Origin of the sequence: Auraticoccus cholistanensis, from assembly GCF_009742705.1 — a bacterium.
Lineage (GTDB): Bacteria > Actinomycetota > Actinomycetes > Propionibacteriales > Propionibacteriaceae > Auraticoccus > Auraticoccus cholistanensis.
The window spans coordinates 75,988-97,760 of record NZ_WPCU01000003.1; the positions used below are offsets into that span (position 1 = coordinate 75,988).

At 74.6% G+C, this 21,773-nt stretch carries 14 protein-coding genes; 2 read left to right on the forward strand and 12 right to left on the reverse strand.

Features of this window, described 5'->3' with window-relative positions; genetic code table 11:
- Positions 1–410: 410 nt before the first annotated feature.
- The 8 genes from GC722_RS01370 to GC722_RS01405 form a co-directional block, all read right to left on the reverse strand.
- Positions 411–1,115 carry an aspartate/glutamate racemase family protein gene (locus GC722_RS01370; RefSeq protein WP_156607289.1) on the reverse strand — a complete coding sequence of 235 codons (705 nt, stop codon included), beginning with the start codon at positions 1,113–1,115 and terminating at the stop codon, positions 411–413.
- Between the two features lie 27 nt (positions 1,116–1,142).
- Complete coding sequence (locus GC722_RS01375) at positions 1,143–4,055, reverse strand: glycoside hydrolase family 2 TIM barrel-domain containing protein (protein WP_156607292.1); 2,913 nt, start codon at positions 4,053–4,055, stop codon at positions 1,143–1,145.
- Positions 4,055–5,344: a four-carbon acid sugar kinase family protein gene (locus tag GC722_RS19080; RefSeq protein WP_197429677.1), complete on the reverse strand. Its 1,290-nt coding sequence runs from the start codon at positions 5,342–5,344 to the stop codon at positions 4,055–4,057. The genes GC722_RS01375 and GC722_RS19080 overlap by 1 nt, the downstream gene beginning before the upstream one ends.
- A complete protein-coding gene (locus GC722_RS01385; RefSeq protein WP_197429678.1) occupies positions 5,337–6,599 on the reverse strand; it encodes a ribulose-bisphosphate carboxylase large subunit family protein in 1,263 nt (420 codons plus the stop codon). The genes GC722_RS19080 and GC722_RS01385 overlap by 8 nt, the downstream gene beginning before the upstream one ends.
- A 5-nt stretch (positions 6,600–6,604) precedes the next feature.
- The gene (locus GC722_RS01390) at positions 6,605–8,596 is read right to left on the reverse strand and encodes a glycoside hydrolase family 127 protein (RefSeq protein ID WP_156607294.1); all 1,992 of its coding nucleotides are present in this window, start codon (positions 8,594–8,596) and stop codon (positions 6,605–6,607) included.
- A 23-nt stretch (positions 8,597–8,619) separates the two neighbouring features.
- A complete protein-coding gene (locus GC722_RS01395; RefSeq protein ID WP_156607297.1) occupies positions 8,620–11,436 on the reverse strand; it encodes an alpha-L-rhamnosidase in 2,817 nt (938 codons plus the stop codon).
- A gap of 114 nt (positions 11,437–11,550) precedes the next feature.
- Positions 11,551–13,629, reverse strand: a complete 2,079-nt coding sequence (locus GC722_RS01400; RefSeq protein WP_156607299.1) for a beta-galactosidase — start codon at positions 13,627–13,629, stop codon at positions 11,551–11,553.
- Between the two features lie 144 nt (positions 13,630–13,773).
- Complete coding sequence (locus GC722_RS01405; protein ID WP_156607301.1) at positions 13,774–14,787, reverse strand: LacI family DNA-binding transcriptional regulator; 1,014 nt, start codon at positions 14,785–14,787, stop codon at positions 13,774–13,776.
- 140 nt (positions 14,788–14,927) lie between these two features.
- Between GC722_RS01405 and GC722_RS01410 the strand changes: the two genes are divergently transcribed.
- Positions 14,928–17,024 carry a hypothetical protein gene (locus GC722_RS01410; RefSeq protein WP_156607303.1) on the forward strand — a complete coding sequence of 699 codons (2,097 nt, stop codon included), beginning with the start codon at positions 14,928–14,930 and terminating at the stop codon, positions 17,022–17,024.
- Between the two features lie 10 nt (positions 17,025–17,034).
- On the opposite strand, the gene GC722_RS01415 is transcribed toward GC722_RS01410, so the two are convergent.
- Positions 17,035–18,243 (reverse strand): erythromycin esterase family protein, encoded by a 1,209-nt coding sequence (locus GC722_RS01415; protein ID WP_156607305.1) that lies wholly within the window; start codon positions 18,241–18,243, stop codon positions 17,035–17,037.
- A 78-nt stretch (positions 18,244–18,321) separates the two neighbouring features.
- Between GC722_RS01415 and GC722_RS01420 the strand changes: the two genes are divergently transcribed.
- Positions 18,322–19,065 (forward strand): TioE family transcriptional regulator, encoded by a 744-nt coding sequence (locus GC722_RS01420; protein ID WP_331714275.1) that lies wholly within the window; start codon positions 18,322–18,324, stop codon positions 19,063–19,065.
- Here GC722_RS01420 and GC722_RS01425 read toward each other — a convergent pair.
- The 3 genes from GC722_RS01425 to GC722_RS01435 form a co-directional block, all read right to left on the reverse strand.
- Positions 19,055–19,957, reverse strand: a complete 903-nt coding sequence (locus GC722_RS01425) for a carbohydrate ABC transporter permease (protein ID WP_197429679.1) — start codon at positions 19,955–19,957, stop codon at positions 19,055–19,057. The genes GC722_RS01420 and GC722_RS01425 overlap by 11 nt on opposite strands.
- Positions 19,957–20,934: a carbohydrate ABC transporter permease gene (locus GC722_RS01430; RefSeq protein ID WP_197429680.1), complete on the reverse strand. Its 978-nt coding sequence runs from the start codon at positions 20,932–20,934 to the stop codon at positions 19,957–19,959. The genes GC722_RS01425 and GC722_RS01430 overlap by 1 nt, the downstream gene beginning before the upstream one ends.
- Positions 20,935–21,001: 67 nt before the next feature.
- Positions 21,002–21,773, reverse strand: a 772-nt coding sequence (locus GC722_RS01435; RefSeq protein ID WP_197429681.1) for an ABC transporter substrate-binding protein, incomplete at its 5' end; no start/stop codon positions are given.

Here is a 21,773-nt window from a genome sequence, read left to right on the forward strand (position 1 = left end):
TGTGTCGCGGCGTGTCGCGGTGTCTGGCCCGGACCGCGTACACGTCCTCAGGGACGGCCGCTGCTGTCGCGCTCCCCGGGCGCGGACGGCGGCCCGTCGCCGGGGCGACGTGCGAGCGGGCCCCGGGTCCCACGGCCCGCCCCGAGAACCTGTAGGCCGTGGGGCCCAGACAGCCCGACACACCGCGACACACCGGCCGTGACCGCAACGACATACAGGTTCTCGGGGGCCGGCCGTGTGCCAGCCGCCGCCCGACCTGCCCACCCCCGACCCCGGCCCGAGCCCGACCCCGGCCCGAGCCCGGCTACCCGCGGGAAGTGGTCGGGAACGACGGCGGTCGGGGCCGGATCAGGGCGTTCCGCTGTCGTCTCCGACCACTTCCCGTCGGAAGGAACGGCAGAGGGGCGGGGTCAGAGGTCCAGGACGAGGTCGCGGAAGCGCTGGACGCCGAGGTCGAGGCTGGTCAGCACGGGGGTGCCGACCTCGACGGCGGAGGCGGCGCTGGCCATCGAGGCCTGGGCGAGCACGACCACGTCGGAGGTCCGGGCGGCCTCCTCGATGGCGGCCGCCACCAGCCGGTCGTGGGTGGCCCGGTCGCCGGAGCTGACGGCCTCGAACGCGCCCTCGACCACCCGGCTGGTCAGCTCGACCGCCACCCCGGCCAGCCGGGCCCGCTCCTGCACCAGGTCGCAGGTGGGGCCGCAGGTGGTGGGCAGGGTGGCCAGCACCGCCACCCGGCGGCCGGTGGCCACCGCCCGGTCGGCCATCGCCTCGTCGATCCGCAGCACCGGCACGCCGACCGCCTCGGCCGTCGGCGCGGCCAGCCAGCTGATCGAGGAGCAGGTCAGCAGCACCGCCTCTGCGCCGCCGTCCACCGCCGCCCGCGCCAGCGCGCCCACCCGTCCCGGCACCGAGGCCGCGGTAGCCGGGTCGGACAGGTCGGCCACGATCCGGTCGTCGAGGTAGTTCACCGCCGTCACACCGGGCAGCTGCTCGCGGACCAGCTCCATCACCGGGGCGATCACCACCGCGCCGGTGTGCAGCAGCGCCACCCGCCGCGGCGCGGTGCGCTCCCCGTCCGCTCCCGTCGTGCCCTGCTCCTGCTCGGACGTCATCTGGGTCCCCTCTCCTCGTCGGTCCGGTCAGCCCTGCACGCTGAACCGGTAGCGCCCGCTGACCGGGCGCGGCTGCAGCTGGTGCTGCGGCAGCACGCCGGGCCCGCAGGCCCCCGTGCCGATCCCGTGGACGGCCAGCTGCAGGCCCAGCACCAGCCGGTCCGAGGCGGGCAGCTCGTGCGGGTGCGCGGCGGCGTCCAGCTCGGCGTCGTCCCAGGGCCGCAGCGACAGGTGGCCGTCGCCCTCCACCACCAGCCGTCGCCGGTCGGCCAGCTCGAGCTCGAGCCGCTGGGCCCGGCGGGTGCCGTTCTCCTGCGGGCGGGCGTAGTGCACCTGCCAGGAGTCCACGCTCGCCGAGTGCCAGCCCCAGCGGTTGCCCTGCCCGGTGTCGGGGTAGCTCGGCCCCGGTCCGGCGCCGAACCAGGTCAGCTCCTGCCCGCCGCGCTGGCCGGGCAGCTCGAGGTCGAGACCGAAGCGCGCCCACGTGCTGGTCCACGGCCCGTAGGGGGTGGCGTCGACGTCCAGCACCAGCCCGTCGCACCAGCGCCAGCGCAGCACGACGTCCACACCCACGTCGTGCATCGGCGGCGCCACCCGCTGCTCGACCACCAGCGCGTCGTCCTCGGTGCGCACGGCGACGGTCCGCGCGCTGACGTGCGCCAGCGCGGCCGACGTCCACTGCTCGGCGTCGCTGCGCTGCCCGAAGCGGGCCATGTTGAGGCCGAGGTCGTTGTCGGTGGGCGCCCGCCACAGCGACACCCGCGGCCCGACCAGCGGCAGGCCGGAGAGCGCCACCATCCCGGTGTCGACGCCCAGCTCGGCCTCGCCCACCCGGACCCGCCGGCCCTGCACCTGCGGGGCGGGCCCGCCGCCGGCCGGCAGCGCGGCCGGCTCCGGGGCCGCGGCCTGGCCGAAGGCGATCTCGTGCCCGGCCGGCGCCCACACCGTCTCGGTCGCCGTCAGCGCCGACACGGTGAGCACCTCGCCCGGGCCCGGCTCCGGCGCGGCCAGCGCGACCGTGGTCTCCTCACCCGGGGCCAGCGCCGGCACGGCCAGCTCGCCCTCGGCCCGGACGCCCTCGGCGCCGGCGACCTGCCAGCAGAAGCGCAGGTCCTCGGTGGTGGTCACGTCGTAGCGGTTGCGGACGGTCACCGCCGACCGGTCGGCGGCCACGGTCAGCCGCACCGGGGCGATCACCTGCCGGTAGTCGGCCAGTCCCGGCCGCGGGGTGCGGTCGGACTCCACCAGCCCGTCGGCCACGAAGCTGCCGTCGTGCAGCGGCTCGCCGAAGTCGCCGCCGTAGGCCAGGTACTCCCGGCCCTCGGCGTCGGTGTGCCACAGCGTGTGGTCGCACCACTCCCAGACGAAGCCGCCCTGCAGCCGCGGGTAGCGGTCGAACAGCTCCTCGTACTCGCTCAGCCCACCGGGGCCGGTGCCCATCGCGTGGGCGTACTCGCAGAGGATGAACGGCTTGCCGGCGGTCTGCTGCTCCCCGCTCAGCTCGGCCTCCTCGGTGCCGGCGCCGATCTGCTCCAGCCGGTCGACCGGGGTGTACATCAGCGAGTACAGGTCGGAGTAGGCGAAGGAGGGGTCGCGCTCGTAGTGCACCGGACGCGTGGGGTCCTCGGCCTTGATCCACGCGGTGCAGGCGGCCAGGTTCGCGCCGCCGCCGGACTCGTTGCCGAGCGACCACACCACCACGCAGGCGTGGATGCGGTCGCGCTGCACCATCCGGCGGGTGCGGTCGAGCAGGGCCTCGCGCCAGGCCGGGTCGTCCGGCGGGTTGCGCCGGTAGTCGACAAGAACGAAGCCGTGGGACTCGATGTCGCCCTCCTCGACCACCCACAGCCCGAGCTCGTCGGCCACCTCCAGCAGGTAGGGCGTCGGCGGGTAGTGGCTGGTGCGGACGGCGTTCATGTTGGCCTGCTTCATCATCAGCAGGTCGCGGCGGACCGACTCCGGGGTGACGGTGCGCCCGGTGCTCGGGTCGTGGTCGTGCCGGTTGACGCCCCGGAAGCGGATGGGCACCCCGTTGGCGCGCAGCAGGCCGTCGGAGATGGTGATGCGGCGGAAGCCGACCCGCAGCCGGGCGGTCTCGGTGCCGGTCGTCACGACGAGGTCGTGCAGCACCGGCTGCTCGGCGCTCCACGGGCTGACCGGGCCGACGTCCACCGGTCCGGACGGCTCCTGGTCGTGCAGCCCCAGACCGGGCAGCGACCAGCGGACGGTGCCGGTGGACGTCGCGCGGACGTCCAGCCAGCCGTGCCCGGTAGCGGGGTCGTAGTCGGCGTCCACCTGCAGGTCGGTGAGCCCGTCGCGGGGGCAGGCCACCAGGTCGACGTCGCGGATGATGCCGGTCAGCCACCACATGTCCTGGTCCTCGACGTAGCTCGAGGCGCTCCACTGCACCACCCGCACCAGCAGCTCGTTGCCCTCGGCGCGGAGCCGGCCGGTGACGTCGAGCTCGTGGGTGAGCCGGCTGCCGCGCAGCGTGCCCAGCAGCTCCCGGTTGAGCCACACCTGCGCCAGCCCGTCGACGCCGTCGAAGCGGAGCCGGGCGCCGTCGAGGAACTCCGGGCCCGCGTCGAAGACCAGCCGGTGGTCGCCCAGCGGGTTCTCGTCGGGCACGTGCGGCGGGTCGACGGGGAAGGGGAACTTCGCGCTGCAGTAGACCGGGCTGCCGAACCCCTGCAGCTGCCAGCAGCCGGGCACCTCGACGCTGCTCCACTCCGCGCCCCCGTCACCGGCGGGCTGCGCGTCCTGCCACGGCAGCGCGGGGGCGCGGGTGGCCACCGGCGACCAGCGCAGCTCCCAGCGGCCGTTCAGCGAGCGCACCGGGGCGTCGGTGGCGAACCGGGCCCGGGGCGGCAGCACCCCCTGGCTGGGTCCGGTGTCCTCGATCACGGCGACCAGCGCCTCGGTGTCGGCCAACAGGTCCATCAGCGGGTTCCTCCCAGGTTTCGGACGAGCTCGAGCAGGTCGACGGGTCCGACCTGGCCGCCCTTGAGCAGGACCTCCAGGCCGTCCAGCGCCGGGTCGGCGGTGGTGAGGCGGCCCAGCACGACGTTGCCCACCGGGTTGGCCACCACCTCCAGCGACGTCGCGGTCAGCAGGGTGGTGACGCGGCTGGAGGTGTCGCCGCCGCACACCACCACCCGCGAGGTGAGACCAGCGGTCACCGCGGCACGGGTCACCGCCGCCAGCGCCCCGGCCACCTCGGCCACGGGCACCGGCGTCGCGGTGGGGCCGTCGACGGCCGACGCGACCACCACGCTGCGGCCCTGCGTCAGGGCGTCCAGGGCGGGACCGGTCACGGCCGCGACCGGGTCGGCGTCCTGCAGCGGCAGCGGCAGCACCAGCCAGCCGGCCGCGCGGGCGTGCTCGACCTGCCGGCGGGTCTGGCCCGAGCAGCTGCCGGACACGGCCAGCACCGGCCCTCCTGCCGGTCGCGGCGCGGGAGCCGGGGCGGACGCCGGCGCGGCCCCCAGCGCGGCGGCGAGACCGGCGCTGAGCCCGCCGGAGCCGACGGCGAAGACCGGTGCGCCGGACCCGGTCCGCAGCCCGAGCACGGCGGTGGCCAGCAGCCGCAGGTGCTCGTCGGTGAGGGCGTCGAGCACGAGCGCGGCTTCTGGGGCCTGCTGCAGCGCCCGGGTGACCGCGGCCGCGTCGGTGTAGCCGTTCCACGGCAGCGAGCCCACCGGCAGCGCGGTCTGGCGGCCGAGGTGGAGCGCGAGGTCGGACTCGGTCATCGGGGTGGCGGGGTGGGTCGACATGGTGGGCTGGCGGTCGAGACGGTGCACCCGGCCCGCCTCGGCGGCGAAGTGGTGCCCGAAGACGGTCCAGCGGCCGAAGTCGGGCTGGGCGAACAGCAGCGGCACGCAGCGCTGGCCGAGCAGCTCGCGGCCGATCTCGACCACCCGGCCGAGGTTGCCCACGTCGGGGGAGGAGTCGGCGGTGGAGCAGGCCTTGTACTGCACCACCTCGGGGCCGAGCGCGGCGAGGTCGGCGAGCACCGGGCGCACCTGCGCCTCGAGCTCGGCCGGCCCCAGCGAGCGGGCCGTGCCCGCCACCCCGAGGACGTCCTGCCCCTCGGCCTGCTCAGCCAGCCCGGCCGCGTCCGGTGCGCCGAGCAGCAGCCGGCCGCGCCAGCCGGCCCGGGTGAACTGAAGCAGCGCGTCGACCGCGCCGGTGAAGTCGTCGGCGTAGAAGCAGACCCGGGGGCTAGTCACGCGCCGGGCCGAAGGTGTCGATGGCGTGCTGCAGGGCCGGCGAGGACGCCGCCGCGGTGGCCAGCGGGACGCCCGCCTCGGCCGCCGCCCAGGCCTCGCGCATGCTGGCCACCCCGGCCGCGGGGCCGTCGGGGTGGCCGTGGATCCCGCCGCCGGCCAGCACCAGCACGTCGGTGGTGGCGATGGCGCGGTAGGTCGCGTGGGCCAGCCCGGCCCACTGGCCCGAGGACAGCACCGGCACGGTGGGGTAGCCGCCGAGCAGCGGCTGGCGGACGGCGGCGATGGAGTCCAGCACCTCCTCGTCGCTCTCGAAGAACTTGTTGCTGATGCCGTTGGTGTGCAGGTGGTCCACCCCCGACAGCCGGGCCAGCTGCTGCCAGGCGCGGAACCCGATCCCCACCTGGGCGGAGCGGTTGATCGCCCCGAACATCGCCCGGTGGCCGTGGATCGGCACCTCGGCGTGCCGGCGCAGGAACTCCACGCCGGCCAGCCCGACCAGGTTGATGCAGGCCATCACGCAGGTGCCGCCGGCGCCCACCACCAGGTCGTGGTTGGCCTCCAGCCGGCCGATGTCGTCGGTGATGTTGAAGGCGTACATCGGCATCGTGCCGGTGCGGTCGGCGTGGCGGAGCAGCACCGGCATCACGGCCCGCACCCGCTCGGCCAGCGGCGCGTGCGGCCCGTTGCCCTGCAGCTCGTCGTCCTTGATGAAGTCGACCCCGGCCTCGGCCAGCTGGCCCACCAGCTCGGCCAGCTCCTGCGGGGGCAGCCCGATGCTGGGCTTGACGATGGTGCCGACCATGGCGCCCTCGGGTCGCGACATGAGCCGGCGGGTGCCCTCGACGCCGAAAGCCGGCCCCGGGTAGCGCTCGGCGAAGGCCGCCGGCAGCTCCAGGTCGACCAGCTTGATCGCGGCGAGCTCCTTGAGCTCGAAGAGGTTGCCGGCCACCGCGGCCAGCAGGTTCGGCAGCGAGGGGCCGAAGTTGTCCAGCGGGAAGCGGAGCGTCACCCGGGCGCGGCGACGGTCGGCGGGGTCGCCGACCGACCCGGGCAACGGGGAGAGCCCGGACGGGGGCAGCTCCTCGATCCGCTCCACCTGGGCGGCGAAGCGGGCGCGCAGGTCGTCGGTCTCGCGCGCCACCCGGATGAAGGTGCCGGTGGACTGCTCGCCGGCCAGCACCTCGGCGGCGCGCTCCAGCGGCAGGCTGGTCTCGATCAGGTAGGTGGCCCGGACCACCTGGTTCATCGTGGTCATCTGCCTCACCACGCCAGCGGGAGCCAGACCGACATCTCCGACGGTCCCCGGTTGCCCCAGGTGTAGTAGGGCAGCAGCCGCAGCGCCACGGTGCCGAGCGGGTCGTCGGGGAGGTCGCGGTAGAGCTGGTCGTCGTCGGCGGCGGGGAGCACCACGCCCTCGCCGGTCAGGGCGAGCACGCGGTGGCCGGCGACCTCGGTCTCCACCTCGGTGAGGCGGACGCCGCGACGCAGCGCCACCTGCTCCAGCCGCACGCCCTCGGGCAGGTCGGGGCTCTCCAGGCAGTAGACGAGGGGGCCGCGGGTGACCGCGACCTGGTTGGTCACCTCCTCGGCGAGCCGGTGCCCGGTCAGCACCCGCACCGGCATCGGCAGCGTCAGCTCGATCCGGTCCCCGGGGCGCCACTCGCGGTCCAGCACGGTGTGGGTGCCCGGGGCGGAGACCTCCACCGGCTCGCCGTCCACGCGGAGCGTGGCCCCGGTGCACCAGCCCGGGATGCGCAGGTGCAGCGGCATCCCGCCCGCGACGGCGTCGGTGACGGTCAGCTCCACCCGCTCGTGCCAGGGGTAGCCGGTGCGCTGCTGCAGCGAGAGCTCGCGTCCGTCGTCGAGGCGTCCGTGCAGGTCCGCGTCGGCGTACAGGTGCACCCACAGCCCGTCGGCCGAGACCGAGCCGGCGTAGCCGTGCAGCTGCGCCAGCGTGCGGGCGATGTTGGGCGGACAGCAGAAGCAGCTGAGGTAGTGCTGGCGCATCCGCTCGTCCGAGGGCGGCGGCTCGGGCACCGGCTTCAGCGCGGTGTCGCCGGGCATCCGCAGCGGGAAGGTCAGCCCGCGGACCTGGCGGAGCGGGTTGGTGTAGAAGTAGCTCTGCGCGTCGAGCCCGATGCTGGCCCGGAGGCTGTTGTGGGCGATCTGCTCCACGACGTCGGCGTAGCGGGCCTCACCGGTGAGGTCGAGCATCCGCCGGCTCCACAGCATCATCCCGATCTGCGCGCAGGACTCGTTGTGGGCGGTGGTGCTGGGCAGCTGGTAGGGCCGGCCGTAGGCCTGGTGGACCCGGCTGATCTGGTCCTGCCAGGGGTAGCCCTGCGGGGAGGCGCCGTCGTAGAGCGCACCGCAGCCGCCGGTGAGGTACAGCTTGGTGTCGGCGACGTCCTGCCACAGCCGCTGCAGCACCTCCAGCAGCTCCTGGTCGCCGGTCTCGGCCACCAGGTCGGCCAGGCCGGCGTAGAGGTAGTTGGCCCGGACGGCGTGCCCGGCCACCACCCGCTGCTCGCGCACCGGCAGCCGGTCCTGGTTGTCGTCGCCGCCGGAGAAGTGGTCGCGGACGGCCACGAAGGTCTCGGCCAGCCGCAGCCACCGCTCCTCGCCGGTGGCGCGGTACAGGTCGACCACGGCCATGTAGTGCGAGGGGCAGATGGCGCTGCGGGCCAGCCCGTCGGGGTCGTCGGCGGCGACCCCCTCCAGGTAGGCGGCGGCCCGCCGGGCCACCTCGAGCAGGGTGGTGCGGCCGGTGACCCGGTGGTGCACCACGCCGGCGGTGATCAGGTGACCGAGGTTGTAGGTCTCGAAGTGGAACCGGTCGGCCAGCGCCACGGCGCCGCGGGCGTTGCGGGCGGCGATCAGCGTGGGGGTGTGCAGGTAGCCGTCCTCGCGCTGCACCGCGGCGATCATCTGCACCACCTGCTCCACGGTGGCCTCGAGCTCGTCGTCGGGCTGGCTGGCCAGCAGGCTGGTGGCCGCCTCCAGCCACTTGTAGACGTCCCCGTCGAGGTAGGGCGGGCCCTCGTGCTCGCCCTCCTCCTCACCGGCGGCGATGCGGAAGTTGCGCCACCCGGGGCTCTGCGCGGGGTCGGTGAAGGACTCCCACATGGTGGGCACGGTGGTGTCGCGGACGCGCTCGAGCAGCTCGCCCCAGTACCCGCCGGCCCAGCGGGCGGAGTCGCCGTCCAGCGCGGTCAGCGGCGCGTGCGGGCGGGCGGGGACGGTGGTGGTCATGGCAGGGGCTCCTTGGGCGGGGGTCATCGGGAGGCGGCCGCCTCGGCCAGGACGGCGTCGAGCCGGGGACGCAGCTGCTCGGCCAGGTGGGCCTTGAACGGCGGCGCGGCCCGCAGCGCCAGGTCGGCGACCGAGGCGCCGAGGTAGCGGCCGAGACGGGCGGCGAGCTCGCCGGCGCCCGACACCTCGCCGGGACCGGCGACGACCTCGACGACGCGGCGCCACAGCTCGGCGTCGTCGAGCACGTCGGCGATGGTGCGGATCTCGCGGGGGAGCAGCGAGGGGTCGGCCACGACCCACTCGTGCGACCCGGGCCCGACCCGCTGCGGCTGCCCGGCGCCGGGCAGCCAGACCGTGGCCGAGACCCCGACCGGCAGCTCGGCGTGCACGCCCACCTCGGTGCCGCGGCGGGACCAGCCGACCCGGATCTCGCCGTAGGGGCTGGCGTGGCGGGTGCTGGCGTGGTCGAGGCGGCGGGTGGGCACCGGGCGCACCACGACCTCGCGGTAGCCCGGCGCACCGATCGCCAGCCCGGCCACCGTGCGGTGCAGCCAGTCGGCCACGGCGCCGAGGGCGTAGTGGTTGAACGACGTCATCTGGCCGGGGTTGATGGTGCCGTCGGGCAGCATCGAGTCCCACCGCTCCCAGATGGTGGTGGCGCCCATCTGCACCTGGTACAGCCAGGAGGGGCAGTCGGTCTGCAGCAGCAGCCGGTAGGCCACCTCCGGGTAACCGGCGCGGGTCAGCGCGTCGGTGACCAGCGGGGTGCCGACGAAGCCGGTGGCCACCCGGAAGTCCTCGGCGCGGACGAGGTCGGCCAGCCGGCGCCCGGCCGCCGGGCGGGCGGCGTCGGGCAGCAGGTCCCACTCCAGCGCCATCGCGTAGGCGGTCACGCTGTCGGAGACCATCCGGCCGCCGGGCGTCACGTACTGGGCGGCGAAGGCCTCGCGGACGCCGTCGGCCAGCGCGCCGTAGCGCCGTGCGTCCTGCTCGGCGCCGACCACCGCGGCGGCGTCGGCCAGGATCCGCGCGCAGCGGGCGAAGCAGGCGGTGGCGACAAGGTCGGCGTCGACCCGGGCGGCGAACGGGTCGTCGGGCGGGGCCGCCGGGTCGAGCCAGTCGCCGAACTGGAACCCGCCGGTCCACAGCAGGTCGGCCCCGGCCTCGGCGGCGACCCGGTCGACCCAGCCGCGCATGCTGCCCAGCTGGGTGCGCAGCACGTCGGCGTCGCCGTAGGCCCGGTGCAGCACGTCGGGCACGACCACCGCGGCGTCGCCCCAGGCGGCGGTCGGCGGGGAGGGGCTGGTGAGGACGTCGGGGACCACCCACGGCACGGTGCCGTCGGGGTGCTGCTCGGCGCTGACGTCGCCGAGCCAGCTCTGCAGGAACCCCGCGGTGTCGAAGAGGTAGGTGGCGGTGGGGGCGAACACCTGGATGTCACCGGTCCAGCCCAGCCGCTCGTCGCGCTGCGGGCAGTCGGTGGGGACGCCGACGAAGTTGCCCCGCATGCCCCAGACGACGTTGCGGTGCAGCTGGTTCAGCCGCTCGTCGGAGCACTCGAACCAGCCGGTCCGGCGGAGGTCGGAGTGCAGCACGACGGCCTGCACGTCCTCCGGCCGCAGACCCGCCACCCCGGTGACCTCGGCGTAGCGGAAGCCGTGGAAGGTGAAGCACGGCTCCAGCACGTGCTCGCCGCCGTCGGCGGGCAGCAGGTAGCGGTCGGTGGCGCGGGCGGTGCGCAGCGGCCGCACGCCCAGCTCCCCGTGCTCGAGCACCTCGGCGTGGCGCACCACGACCTCGCCGCCGTCGGCGCCGCGGACGGCGAGGCGCACCCAGCCGACCAGGTTCTGCCCGAAGTCGATGCGGGTGACGCCGGGACGCGGCTCGGACAGCTCGACCGCGGCCACCTCCTCGGTGACGGCGATGGCCGGCCCGGTCGGTGCCACCAGGACGGCGGGGTCCAGCGGCAGCGCCCGGACCGGCTCGCTCAGCTGGGGCGGCGCGGCGGTGAGGTCGGTGGTCTGGCCGTCGAAGAGGTCGTCGGCCAGGATGCCGCTGCGCCCGGCCCGCCAGTGCTCGCCGGTGGCCAGCACGCGGCGTCCGGAGGCGGTGACGACCTCCAGCTGGGCCAGCGCACCGCGTTCGCTGCCGTACTTGCCGCGCTGCTTCTCGTAGCCGATGCGCCCGCTCCACCAGCCGTTGCCGACGAGGAGCTCGAGGTCGTTGCGGCCGGCGCGGAGGTGGTCGGTGACGTCGAAGGTGCGGTAGGGCAGCCTGGCCTGGTAGGCCGTCCAGCCGGGGGCCAGCTCGTCCGTGCCGACCCGCCGGCCGTTGATCCGGGCGCGGTAGAGGCCCAGCGCGGTGACGTAGAGGCGCGCGGAGACCACCTCGTCGAGCTCGACCGAGGCGCCGAGCACCGGCGCCGGGCCGTCGGCCTCGGCCGGACCGATGCAGACGGCCTGCCAGTCCGCCGGGTCGAGCAGCCCCGCCTCGACGCGGGCCGGCTCGCTCCAGGCGCTCCACGCCCCGTCCTCGTCCCCGCTCCCGTTCTCGCCCCCGTCTCCGTTCCCGCCCCGCACCCGGACCCGGACGGTGGCGGCCTCGCGGCTGGTCAGCGGGGCGGCCGGCCAGGGCACCAGCACCTGCTCGGCGTCGTCGCGGTCGAACAGCTGCGTCCGGCCGTCGTCGCGGGTCACCTCGATCTGGCTGCCTCGCTGGCGCCAGCCGTCGGGAGCCGACGGCACCTGCCAGGACAGCCGCGGCTCGGGGTTGCCGGTGCCGAGCACGGGGGCGTCGAGGTGGTCGAAGCGGAGCCGGGTGGGGGCGGCGGGGGTGTCCATGTCAGCAGCTTCCTTGCATCCTGGCGGACGTCGCATCGGTCGGTTCACCGTAGAGCGCCGTCGAATGACGTCGCAAGGCTGAATGGATATGCACGCTGGTGCGTGCCGAGGTGGTCAGCACAGCGGCTCCTCCAGGATGCGGACGTCCCACCGGCCCAGCTCCAGGAAGGGTCCGGCGGGGCCGGTCAGGTCGCGCCACCCCTGGGGGCAGGGCACCCGGACCGGCTGCCCGGACCAGTTGAAGACGAAGTGGATCCGGCTGCGGCCGTCCTCGGCGGTGGCCGAGGCGTGCGTGACCGAGGTGGCGCCGCCGGTGTCGAGGACCGGCAGCGCCTGCTCGGCGGCGATCCGGCGGAACAGGGCGGTCACCGCCTCGTCGTCGAGAACCGTGCCCACCACGGTGATGCGTCCCGCGCCGGCCGGCTGGCTGGTGACCGCGGCGAAGGCGCCGAGCTCGGGGTGGTCGTAGCCGGCCAGCACCTCGGCACCGGCGGGCTCCAGCAGCTCCATCCAGCCCGTCGCGGCCGCGCCGGCGGGCCAGTCGGAGGCGCCCGACCGCAGCGGGACCGGCTGGTCGAGGGTGACGAACTCCTGGTAGCGGAGGCCGGCCAGCTCGGCCAGCCGGGCCGGCTTGACCTCGGTGCGGGCGCAGGCCCACTCGTCGGCGTAGGCGCTGCGCGGCCCCAGCACGAGGTGCCCGCCGGCGGCCACGTAGTCGACCAGCACGTCGAGGACCGCGTCGGCGGCCACGTAGAGACCCGCGGCCACGAGCACGGGCAGCTCCGCCGCCAGCTCCGCACCCGACGGCAGCGCCCGGTCGTGCAGCACCCGGGTCTGCAGGCCCGCGCCGAAGGCGCCCCGGTAGAAGGACTCCACGATCCGCTGGTAGCTGCGCCCCGACACGGCCCGCGGCTCGTCGCCGAAGACCGGCTCGAAGGCGAGCGCGAACTTGGAGGGGGTGGAGAACAGCAACCCCACCTGGCTGTCGGGACGGGTGCCGGCCACCACGGGACCGAGCTGCTCGATCTCGCGTCCCAGCGCGGCCACGTTGCGGTAGACGCGCCCGGGCTGCAGGTCGTGCGGGAGCACGCCGACCCAGTGGGTCTCGGTGCCGAAGTGGGCGGTGTGCCAGTGCCAGTACTCGATCAGCCGGGCGCCACGGGCCACCATCGCCCAGGCCACCTGGCGCCACTGGCCGTCGTAGCCGGGCTCGTTGACGTTGGAGGCGTGGATCGGGCCGGCGTTGGTCTCGGTGACCAGGAAGGGGGCGCCGCGGGAGGCGAACATCCGGTCCGCGGACAGGAAGACGCTCCAGGTGCCGCTGGTCATCCAGCTCTGCGGGACGGTGGGGGAGGGGTGGGCGAGGGCGTCCCGCATCCGGTAGTAGGCGTTGCCGGAGCTGATGTCGAGGCGCTCCGACAGCCGCAGGTCGTCGGTGGCGGGCCGGTCGTAGGCGATGCAGGTGGTGACGAACTGGTCGGGGCGGGCGACCTCGCGGACCAGGTCGGCCTGCCAGCCGATGAACTCGTCGACCAGCTCGGTCTGGAACAGCCGCCAGGCCAGGTCGTACTGCGGCTGGGCGTTGTGGTCGGGAGCCCACAGCTCGTCGAAGGACGTCAGCCGGTGCGACCAGTACACCAGCCCCCACCGCTCGTTCAGCTCCTCGACCGAGCTGAAGCGCTCGGCCAGCCAGCGGCGGAACCGGGCCACCACGTGCTCGTTGTGCAGCAGCAGCAGGCCGGGCTCGTTGTCGACCTGGTAGCCCTGCACGGCGGGGTGGTCGGCGAAGGTGCCGGTGACCAGGCGGATGATGCGCTCGGCGTGCTCGCGGAAGGCCGGGGCGGTGAGGTCGACCTCCTGGCGGGCGCCCCAGCGCAGCGGCTGGCCGGTGCGGGGCTCGCCCGCGATCTCGGGGTGCTTGCGGGCCAGCCACGGCGGCACGGCGTAGGTCGGCGTCCCCAGCACGACCCCGATGCCGTGCTGCTCGGCGGCGTCGAGCACCTCACGCATCCAGTCGGTGGCGAAGACGCCGTCCGAGGGCTCCCAGGTGCTCCAGGTGGACTCCCCGACCCGGATCACGCTGAAGCCGGCCTCGCGCATCAGCCGCATGTCCTCGGCCAGTCGGGGCACCGGCTGGTACTCGGCGTAGTAGGCCGCCCCGAAGCCGATCGGCGGGCGGGAGGACGGGGTCATGGCGCACCTTCGCGGACACGTGCCGCCCTCACCCGGGCGACCCTGGACAAACGTTTGTCCAGACCCTACGCCACCCCCGCCTCCCAGCACCACCCACCCCGGCTGCTGCCCCTCGGTGCCCGTCCCCTCCGCCGGGAACCGGGGTCAGGCGGGGGGTGGGGCGGTGGACTCGCGGAGGACGACGACCGGGGCCGGGTCGCGGACGACCGCGTGACGGGCGGGGCCGCCGGAGATGCGGTCCAGCAGCTCGCTGACCGCGGTGGCGCCGAGCTCGACCATGGGCATCTTGACCGTGGTCAGCGCCGGCACCGGGATGTCGGCCTCCCACACGTCGTGCACCGCGACTACCGAGAGCGAGCCGGGGACGTCGACGCCCATCTCGCGGGCCTCCAGCAGGACGCCGAAGGCCGCGTTGACGTTGGCCACCACCACCGCGGTGGGCGGGTGCGGCCGGGAGAGGATCAGCCGGGCGGCGTTGCGTCCCGCAGGCAGGGTGTAGCCCAGCTCGGTGACGTGGCGCTCGTCGGCGCGCAGCCCGGCGCCGGCCAGCGCGGTGGCGAACCCCTCGGCGCGACGGCGTCCGGTGTCGGCCGTCGGTAGTCCGTTCACCAGCCCGATCCGGCGGTGCCCCAGGTCGAGCAGGTGCTGGGTGGCCAGGGCCGCGCCGGTCTGGTCGTCCAGGGCCACCGTGCTGATGTCCTCCACCGGGCCGGAGTTGACGAAGGTGATCTGGCGGTGGTCGGTGAGGGCGCTGGTGACCAGCTCGCCGCGGGTGTCGTCGCCCTTCTGCAGCAGCACGCCGTCGACCCGCCGCTCCGACAGCAGCCGGGAGAACCCCTGGGTGCCGGGCTGCATGCGCTCGCTCGAGCCCAGCAGCACCGAGTAGCCGCGGCGCAGCGCCTCCTCCTCGACCCCGCGGGTGAGGTCGGTGAAGGTGGCGTTGGTGACGTCGGGGACGACCAGGGCCAGCACCGAGGACCGGGCCTTGCGCAGCGAGCGCCCGGCGGAGTTGGGGGCGTAGCTGAGCAGCCGGGCCGCGTCCACGACGCGCTGGCGCGTCTCGGCGCGGATCCGCACCTCGGGGTCGTCGTTGAGGACCCGGGAGGCGACCGAGATGGAGACGCCGGCGTGGGCGGCGACGTCCCTCAGCGTGGCCATTGGCACAGCGTAGGGCCTCCCTCCGGGCCTCGGGCGCTTTCCCGGCCGCGCCGGGGAGCCGATCCTGGGAGGTTCGGCAAGCGAGACAAACGTTTTACCATAGGGTGGACGTCACCACACCCTCCGAGCCCGGGAGCACCATGACGATCGACCGCCACGCCCTCGTGCGCCGTCACCGTGTCCGCCACGAGCGCCCCGACCCGCTGTCACCGCTGAGCGTGGGCAACGGCGAGCTGTGCTTCACCGCCGACATCACCGGCCTGCAGACCTTCCCCGAGCTGCACGACCGGGCGACCGCGCGGGCCGAGGGCCGCAGCGCCATGCCGCTGGGCACCCAGAGCCAGTGGGGCTACCACTGGACGCCCAACCCCGAGCGCTGGACCCTGGCCGACACCATGGAGACCTACGACAGCCCCCGTGGTCCGGTGCAGTACCCGACGCGGTACGACTACCACAAGGACAAGGCGGCCTCGGTGGGCGACGAGGCCCCCGGCTACTACTTCTGGGTCAACCCCCAGCGGCTGCACCTGGTGCAGGTGGGGCTGGCGCTGACGACGTCGGACGGCCGGCGGGTGGGCCTGGACGAGCTGACCCAGACCGAGCAGGAGCTCGACCCGTGGACCGGGATCCTGACCAGCTCCTTCCGCTGCGGCGGCAGCCCGGTCCGGGTGACCACGACGGTGCACCCCGAACGGGACGTGCTCGCCGTGCGGGTGGAGTCCGAGCTGCTGGTCGACGGCCGGGCCCGGCTGCAGCTGGCCTTCCCCCACGTCCACGACACCTTCGAGGCCGACGCCGACTGGGACCGCCCCGACGACCACAGCACCACCCTGCGCGACGGCGAGCACGGCACCGTCTTCGACCGTCGCCTCGACCGCACCCGCTACGTGGCCGTGGCCGGCGGGCTGCCCCGCGACCGCTTCGTGCAGACGGCCCCGCACACCTACCTGCTCGACTCGGCCGGCGCGGACGTGCTCGAGCTGGCCCTCGAGCTGGCGCCCGCCGAGGACGGCCGCCCGCTGCCCGACGTGGCCGCCACCGAGGCGGCCAGCCGGCGGGGCTGGGAGGCCTTCTGGCTCAGCGGGGCCGCGGTGGACCTGTCGGGCAGCACCGACCCGCGGGCCGCGGAGCTGGAGCGGCGGATCGTCCTCTCGCAGTACCAGACCGCCGTCAACTGCGCGGGGTCGACGCCCTCGCAGGAGAGCGGTCTGGTCTGCAACAGCTGGTCGGGCACGTTCCACCTGGAGATGCACTGGTGGCACGCGGCCCACTTCGCCGCATGGGGACGCCCGGAGCTGCTCGAGCGCAGCTTCGACTGGTACGACTCCGTCCTCGACGTCGCCCGCGAGACGGCCCGCGCCCAGGGCTTCCGCGGAGCCCGGTGGCCCAAGCACGTCGGTCCCGAGGGGATCGAGCACCCGAACCGCATCGGCCCGTTGCTCGTCTGGCAGCAGCCGCACCCCATCCACTTCGCCGAGCTCATCTACCAGGCGCGCGGCGAGGACCCGGCGGTGCTGGCCCGCTACGACGAGATCGTGGCCGAGACGGCGGAGTTCATCGCCTCCTTCGCGCTGCGCGAGGACGACGGCCGTTACCACCTGCCGCCGCCGCTGATCCCGGCCCAGGAGGTGTACGGCAGCAGCGACAGCTGGGACCCGCTGTTCGAGACCGCCTACTTCCGCTGGGCGCTGGAGACGGCGCAGCGCTGGCGCGAGCGGCAGGGGCTCGGACGTCGCGCGGACTGGGACGAGGTGGCGGCCGGGCTGGTGCTCGACGTCTCCGAGGACGGCTGCTACGACGCCGTGCAGCGCCCGCCGCGCACCGAGTACACCGACCACCCGTCGATGCTGGCCGCGCTCGGCGTCGTGCCCGACACCGGGCTCGTCGATGCGCAGGTGATGCGGGCCACCCTCGACCGGGTGCTGGAGCGGTGGCGCTGGCCCAGCGCCTGGGGCTGGGACTTCCCGGTGATGGCCATGTGCGCCACCCGGCTCGGCGAGCCGGGGCTGGCGCTGGAGCTGCTGCTGCGGCCCGAGGTCAAGAACACCTACCTGGCCAACGGCCACAACTTCCAGGTCGACAACCGGCTGCCGCTCTACCTGCCGGGCAACGGCGGGCTGCTGATGGCCGTCGCGCTGCTGGCCGGGGGCTGGGTGCGGCCCGACGGCAGCCGGGTCGTCCCGCCGGCCGCCGAGGGCTGGGTCGTCCGGGCCGAGGGGTTCCCCGCCCGGCCCTGACCGGCGGGCCTCAGCTGGGCCAGTAGGTGGCGGTTGAGCTCCGGAGGAACACGACGCCGTCGGTGCTGCCCAGCTGCGACGGGTCGAGGGGGGCGTAGCCGAACCAGGGCGAGACGCGGGGCGCCGCGTCGCCGAGCTGCTCGGCGAGCGCCCGGGCGTCGACCACGAAGCGGTCCTGCGGCAGCGCGTGCAGCACGCCCTCCGGCGTGCCCGGCGGCGGGGCGTCCACGCCGCGGTGGGGGATGGTCCCCACCGCGGTGGCCAGGAAGGCGTAGTCCTGCCCCAGGTGGGTGCTGACCAGGGCCCCGGCGCTCCACCACTCCACCCGGTGCCCGGCCATCTGCATGCTGCTCAGGTCGCGCTGCAGGTGCGCGTTGTGGGCGTGCACCAGCACCGGCCCCTGTTCGGCGAGGGCGAGCAGGTTGGCGGCCATCATGGCGTCCCGCAGGGCGCAGAGCCGGGTGAGCCGGTGCGGGGAGGGGTCCGCCTGTGCGGCGTGGTAGCGCAGCAGCCCGGTGGCCGTCCGCGCGAGCAACCGTGCCCGGTGCCACCGCGCGACCGAGGTCGCGGCGACCAGGTGCGGGGTCTGGGCCTCCAGCAGCGCCGACAGGTCGTCGGCGAGGAGCCGCAGCCGCGCCGCGTCCGGGGACCGCCCGACGGAGCGGGAGGGATCCGCCATGGCCGCGGGGTCGCTCCAGCGCCCGTCGGGACCCAGCAGCTCCGCCAGCTCCGCCGGGGTGCAGGGCAGCAGGCCGGGGTCGAGCGCCGCCGCCAGGTAGCCGTGGAGTCCGGTGAGCGCCTCCCGCGGGCTCGCGGCGCCCGCCATCTCCAGCGGGCCGTCGAAGCCGGCGAGGTGCACCTGCTCCGAGGCGGGTCGGCCGTCGTTGTGGCTCCGCAGCCAGCGCACCAGCTCCCGGTTGGCGGCGGCCGCGCCCAAGCCGTGGCTGAGGCCGGAGGTCATCACGTGGTCGAGGTCGCCCGCTCCGGAGGTGACGTGGTCGTCCACGAGCAGCCCCTTCAGGCAGTCGCTCTCGAGGGCGATGGTCCGGTAGCCCTGCTCCTCGACGAGGGAGCGGAAGAGCTCGTTGCGGACCTCGAGCAGGGCCTCCTCGCCGTGGGTGGGCTCACCGAGGGCGAGCAGGCGGGGTCGCCGCGGAAGCAGTCCCACCACGGCGTCGGCGTCGACCGGGTGGGCGGTCAGGTCGTGCAGGGACGTCATGCTTCAACGGTATCGTTGAACCCTCGGTTGAGACCTCGGCGCGGAACGGAGGGCAGGTCGGTGCGAAACCCTCAACACGTGGGTCGGCTCCGCCCGGTCGACCTGGCCCGCGAGCACGGGTTGTCCACGCAGGCGGTGAGGAACTACGAGGCGGCCGGCATCCTCCCGGCGGCCGACCGCACCGAGCACGGCTACCGCCGTTACACCCCGGCGCACGCCCGGGCGCTGCGCGCCTTCCTGGCGCTCGTCCCCGGCCACGGCCAGCCGAGGGCCACGGCGGTGATGCAGACGCTGCACCGCGACGGCACCGACGCCGCGCTCCGCCTGGTCGACGAGAGCCACGCCCAGCTGCTGGAGGACCGCCGCACGCTGGAGGCGGTGGAGGCTGCGCTCGGCGACCTGCGGCCGCTGCCGCCAGAACGGGGGAGCACCTTCGTCGGCCCGCTGGCCCGGCGGCTGGGGGTGCGTCCGGCGACCCTGCGCACGTGGGAACGGGCCGGCCTGCTGCGCCCGGGCCGCGACCCGCGGACGGGGTACCGGGTCTACAGCCCGGCCGACGTGCGCGACGCCCAGCTGGTGCACCAGCTGCGGCGCGGCGGCTACCTGCTGCAGCAGATCGCCCCGGTGGTCGCCCAGGTCCGTGGCGCCGGCGGGGTCGCCCCGCTGGAGTCGGTGCTGCGCGACTGGCGCGGCCGCCTCTCGGCGCGGGGGCGGGCGATGCTCGCCGGGGCCGCCGCGCTGCACGCCTACCTGGACGCGCACGACGCCCGGGGGCCGGCAGCGGTGCCGGGCCCCGGGCGTCGTCGGGCGGTCAGCCCTTGATGGCCCCGGCGGAGGCGTGGCTCATCACGGTCCGCCGGAAGATCAGGAACAGCACCACCAGCGGCAGGGTGGCGACGAGCGTCCCGGCCATCACCACCGAGTAGTCCACCGAGCCGTAGGCGCCCTTGAGCAGCTGCAGGGCCAGCGGCAGGGTGTAGAGGTCGGTGTCGCTGAGCACCAGCAGCGGCCACAGGTACTCGTTCCAGTTCCACATCACCTGGAAGACGGTGAACGCGGCGATGGTCGAGCTCAGCCCCGGCAGCCCCACGTGGCGGAAGACCCGCCAGAACCCGGCGCCGTCGACGCGCGCCGCCTCGAGCAGCTCGTCGGGGATGGAGGCGGTCGCCGCCTGCCGCATCCAGAAGATGCCGAACGCGCTCGCCGCCCCGGGGACCAGCAGCGGCCAGTAGGTGTTCAGCCAGCCCAGGTTGGCGTAGATCTGGAAGTTGGGCACGATCGCCACCCCGGTGGGGAGCGCCATGGTCACCACCAGCAGCCCGAACAGCTTGTCCCGCCCCGGGAAGCGGTACTTGGCGAAGACGAAGCCCCCCAGCGCGGCGAAGAAGACCTGCAGCAGCGAGCCGACCACCGTCACGAACACCGAGTTGGAGAAGGCGAACAGGAACGGCGAGCCCGAGAGCACCTCGGCGAAGTTCTCCCCGAACTTGGTCCCCGGCACCAGCCGCGGCGGGGAGGTGAAGATCTCCGACGTCGAGCTGGTGGCCATCACCACCAGCCAGTAGAAGGGGAAGGCGAACAGCACCGCGGCCAGCAGCAGCGGCACGTGCACCAGGTAGTTGCCCATCCGGTGCCGGGTCAGCGCCCGCCGCCGCGGGGGCGTCGGGTGCTCGGGCGTCGTCGCCTGCTCGGCGAGCAGCGTGGGTGCGGACATCAGAGCCTCCTGTTGCGGCGCAGCACCGCGGCGTTGACCGCGGCCAGCACGACGAGCACGACGAAGATGGCCCAGCCGATCGCGGCGGCGTAGCCGAGGTCGGGGAAGACCGCGGTGCCCGAGCCGGAGCTGCCCAGGTAGCGCACCTGCAGGTACATCATGGTCAGCCCGCTGTCGAAGGGACCGGTGCCGCCGTTGAGCAGCACCTGCGGCTGGGTGAACAGCTGGAACCCGCTGATCGTCCCGGTCACCAGCACGAAGATGATGGTCGGGCGCAGCATCGGCAGGGTGATGTGGAAGAAGCGCTGGACGCCGCCGGCGCCGTCCAGGGTGGCCGCCTCGTACAGGGCGGGGTCGATGGCGGCGAGGCCGGCGAGGAAGATCACCATGAAGTAGCCGGTGGTCTGCCAGATGATCATCAGCGCGATGACGACCTTGACGCCCCAGGCGCTCTCCAGCCAGGGCACCGGCCCGATGCCGACCATCGACAGCAGCCGGTTGACGATGCCGTAGCTCTGCGAGAACAGCGACTGGAACACCACCGCGATGGCCACCACCGAGGTGACCTGCGGCAGGAAGAAGAGCGTCTGGTAGACGCCGGCGCCCCGCAGCCCGCGGCGGCTCAGCAGCACGGCGGCCACGAGCGCGCCGATCACCACCGGCACCTGGCCCATGAAGAAGATGACCACGGTGTTGACCAGGGCCACGCCGAACTCGCCGCCGAAGAGCACCCGGCGGAACTGGTCCAGGCCGACGAAGACGGGGTCGGCCAGGCCGTCCCAGCTGATGGTGCTGAGCTGGACGGCGTACAGCAGCGGCACCAGGCCGAAGGCCAGGAACAGCACGTAGAAGGGCGCGATGGCCAGGTACTCGCGCCAGTGGCGCAGGACGCCCCCGCGTCGTCGTCGCGGGGCAGGGGTGGTGCTGGGAGCGCCGCGTCGGGCGCCGGTGCGGGACGTCACAGCTGCGTCAGCCACGACAGGTCCTCTCTGTTCTGTGCCGGACGGTCGCCGGCGACGGGTCCGCCGCCGGCGACCGGCGCGGTCATCCGGTGTAGTCGGCGAACTCCTCGGCGACGGCCTGGTAGGCCTCCTCCGGGTCGCGGCCGGTGGTGTCGACCTCGTCGAGCACGTCGCGGAAGCGCGAGCTGATGGTGCCCGAGCCGATCCCGCCGAAGGCCTCCTCGGTGTTCTCGGCGATCCCGGCCAGCGTGCCGAAGGCGGACTGGCCGCCGTAGAAGGGGTCGCCCTCCAGCAGCTCGGGGTCGTCGTAGAGCTCGACGGCGGGCGGGAACAGCCCACGGGTCAGGTAGGCGTCCTTGAGGGCCTCGGGGGAGGCGAGGAACTGCGCCACCTCGGCGGCCGCCTCGGTGTTGCCGTTGGTGCCCAGGGCGGTCACGAAGGAGCCGGGGGTCGAGCCGGCGCCGCCCGGGGTGGCGGTGACGCGCCACTCCGTGCTGTCCTCGCCGGCCGCGGGCTTCAGGATGCCCTCCTGGTAGCCGGCGCCGATGAAGGCGACCAGGCTGTCCTGGGCGATGGCGGAGTTCCACTCGGCCGAGTAGGGGTTGGTGCCGGCGCACAGGTCGTCCTGGACGAGGTCGGCGGCCCGGTCGAAGGAGGCCTTGTTCTCCGGGGAGTCGACCTGGTTGACCGGGGTCCCGCTGGAGGTGTCGACGTACTTGAACCCCTCCTGGGCCAGCCCCAGCACGTAGACGCCGTAGGGGGCGTCGCAGGTGAACTGGCCGGCCTCCTTGGCCTTCTGCGAGAGCTCCTTGTAGTCGTCCCAGCTGGCCACCTCGGCCGCCACCTCCTCGGGG

What these genes read in the sequence shown, in the direction of transcription:
- GC722_RS01370 (WP_156607289.1), bottom strand. Translation starts at nt 1,115, where the DNA reads ATGACGTCCGAGCAGGAGCAGGGCACGACGGGAGCGGACGGGGAGCGC.
- GC722_RS01375 (WP_156607292.1), bottom strand. Translation starts at nt 4,055, where the DNA reads ATGGACCTGTTGGCCGACACCGAGGCGCTGGTCGCCGTGATCGAGGAC.
- GC722_RS01385 (WP_197429678.1), bottom strand. Translation starts at nt 6,599, where the DNA reads ATGACCACGATGAACCAGGTGGTCCGGGCCACCTACCTGATCGAGACC.
- GC722_RS01390 (WP_156607294.1), bottom strand. Translation starts at nt 8,596, where the DNA reads ATGACCACCACCGTCCCCGCCCGCCCGCACGCGCCGCTGACCGCGCTG.
- GC722_RS01395 (WP_156607297.1), bottom strand. Translation starts at nt 11,436, where the DNA reads ATGGACACCCCCGCCGCCCCCACCCGGCTCCGCTTCGACCACCTCGAC.
- GC722_RS01400 (WP_156607299.1), bottom strand. Translation starts at nt 13,629, where the DNA reads ATGACCCCGTCCTCCCGCCCGCCGATCGGCTTCGGGGCGGCCTACTAC.
- GC722_RS01405 (WP_156607301.1), bottom strand. Translation starts at nt 14,787, where the DNA reads ATGGCCACGCTGAGGGACGTCGCCGCCCACGCCGGCGTCTCCATCTCG.
- GC722_RS01410 (WP_156607303.1), top strand. Translation starts at nt 14,928, where the DNA reads ATGACGATCGACCGCCACGCCCTCGTGCGCCGTCACCGTGTCCGCCAC.
- GC722_RS01415 (WP_156607305.1), bottom strand. Translation starts at nt 18,243, where the DNA reads ATGACGTCCCTGCACGACCTGACCGCCCACCCGGTCGACGCCGACGCC.
- GC722_RS01425 (WP_197429679.1), bottom strand. Translation starts at nt 19,957, where the DNA reads ATGTCCGCACCCACGCTGCTCGCCGAGCAGGCGACGACGCCCGAGCAC.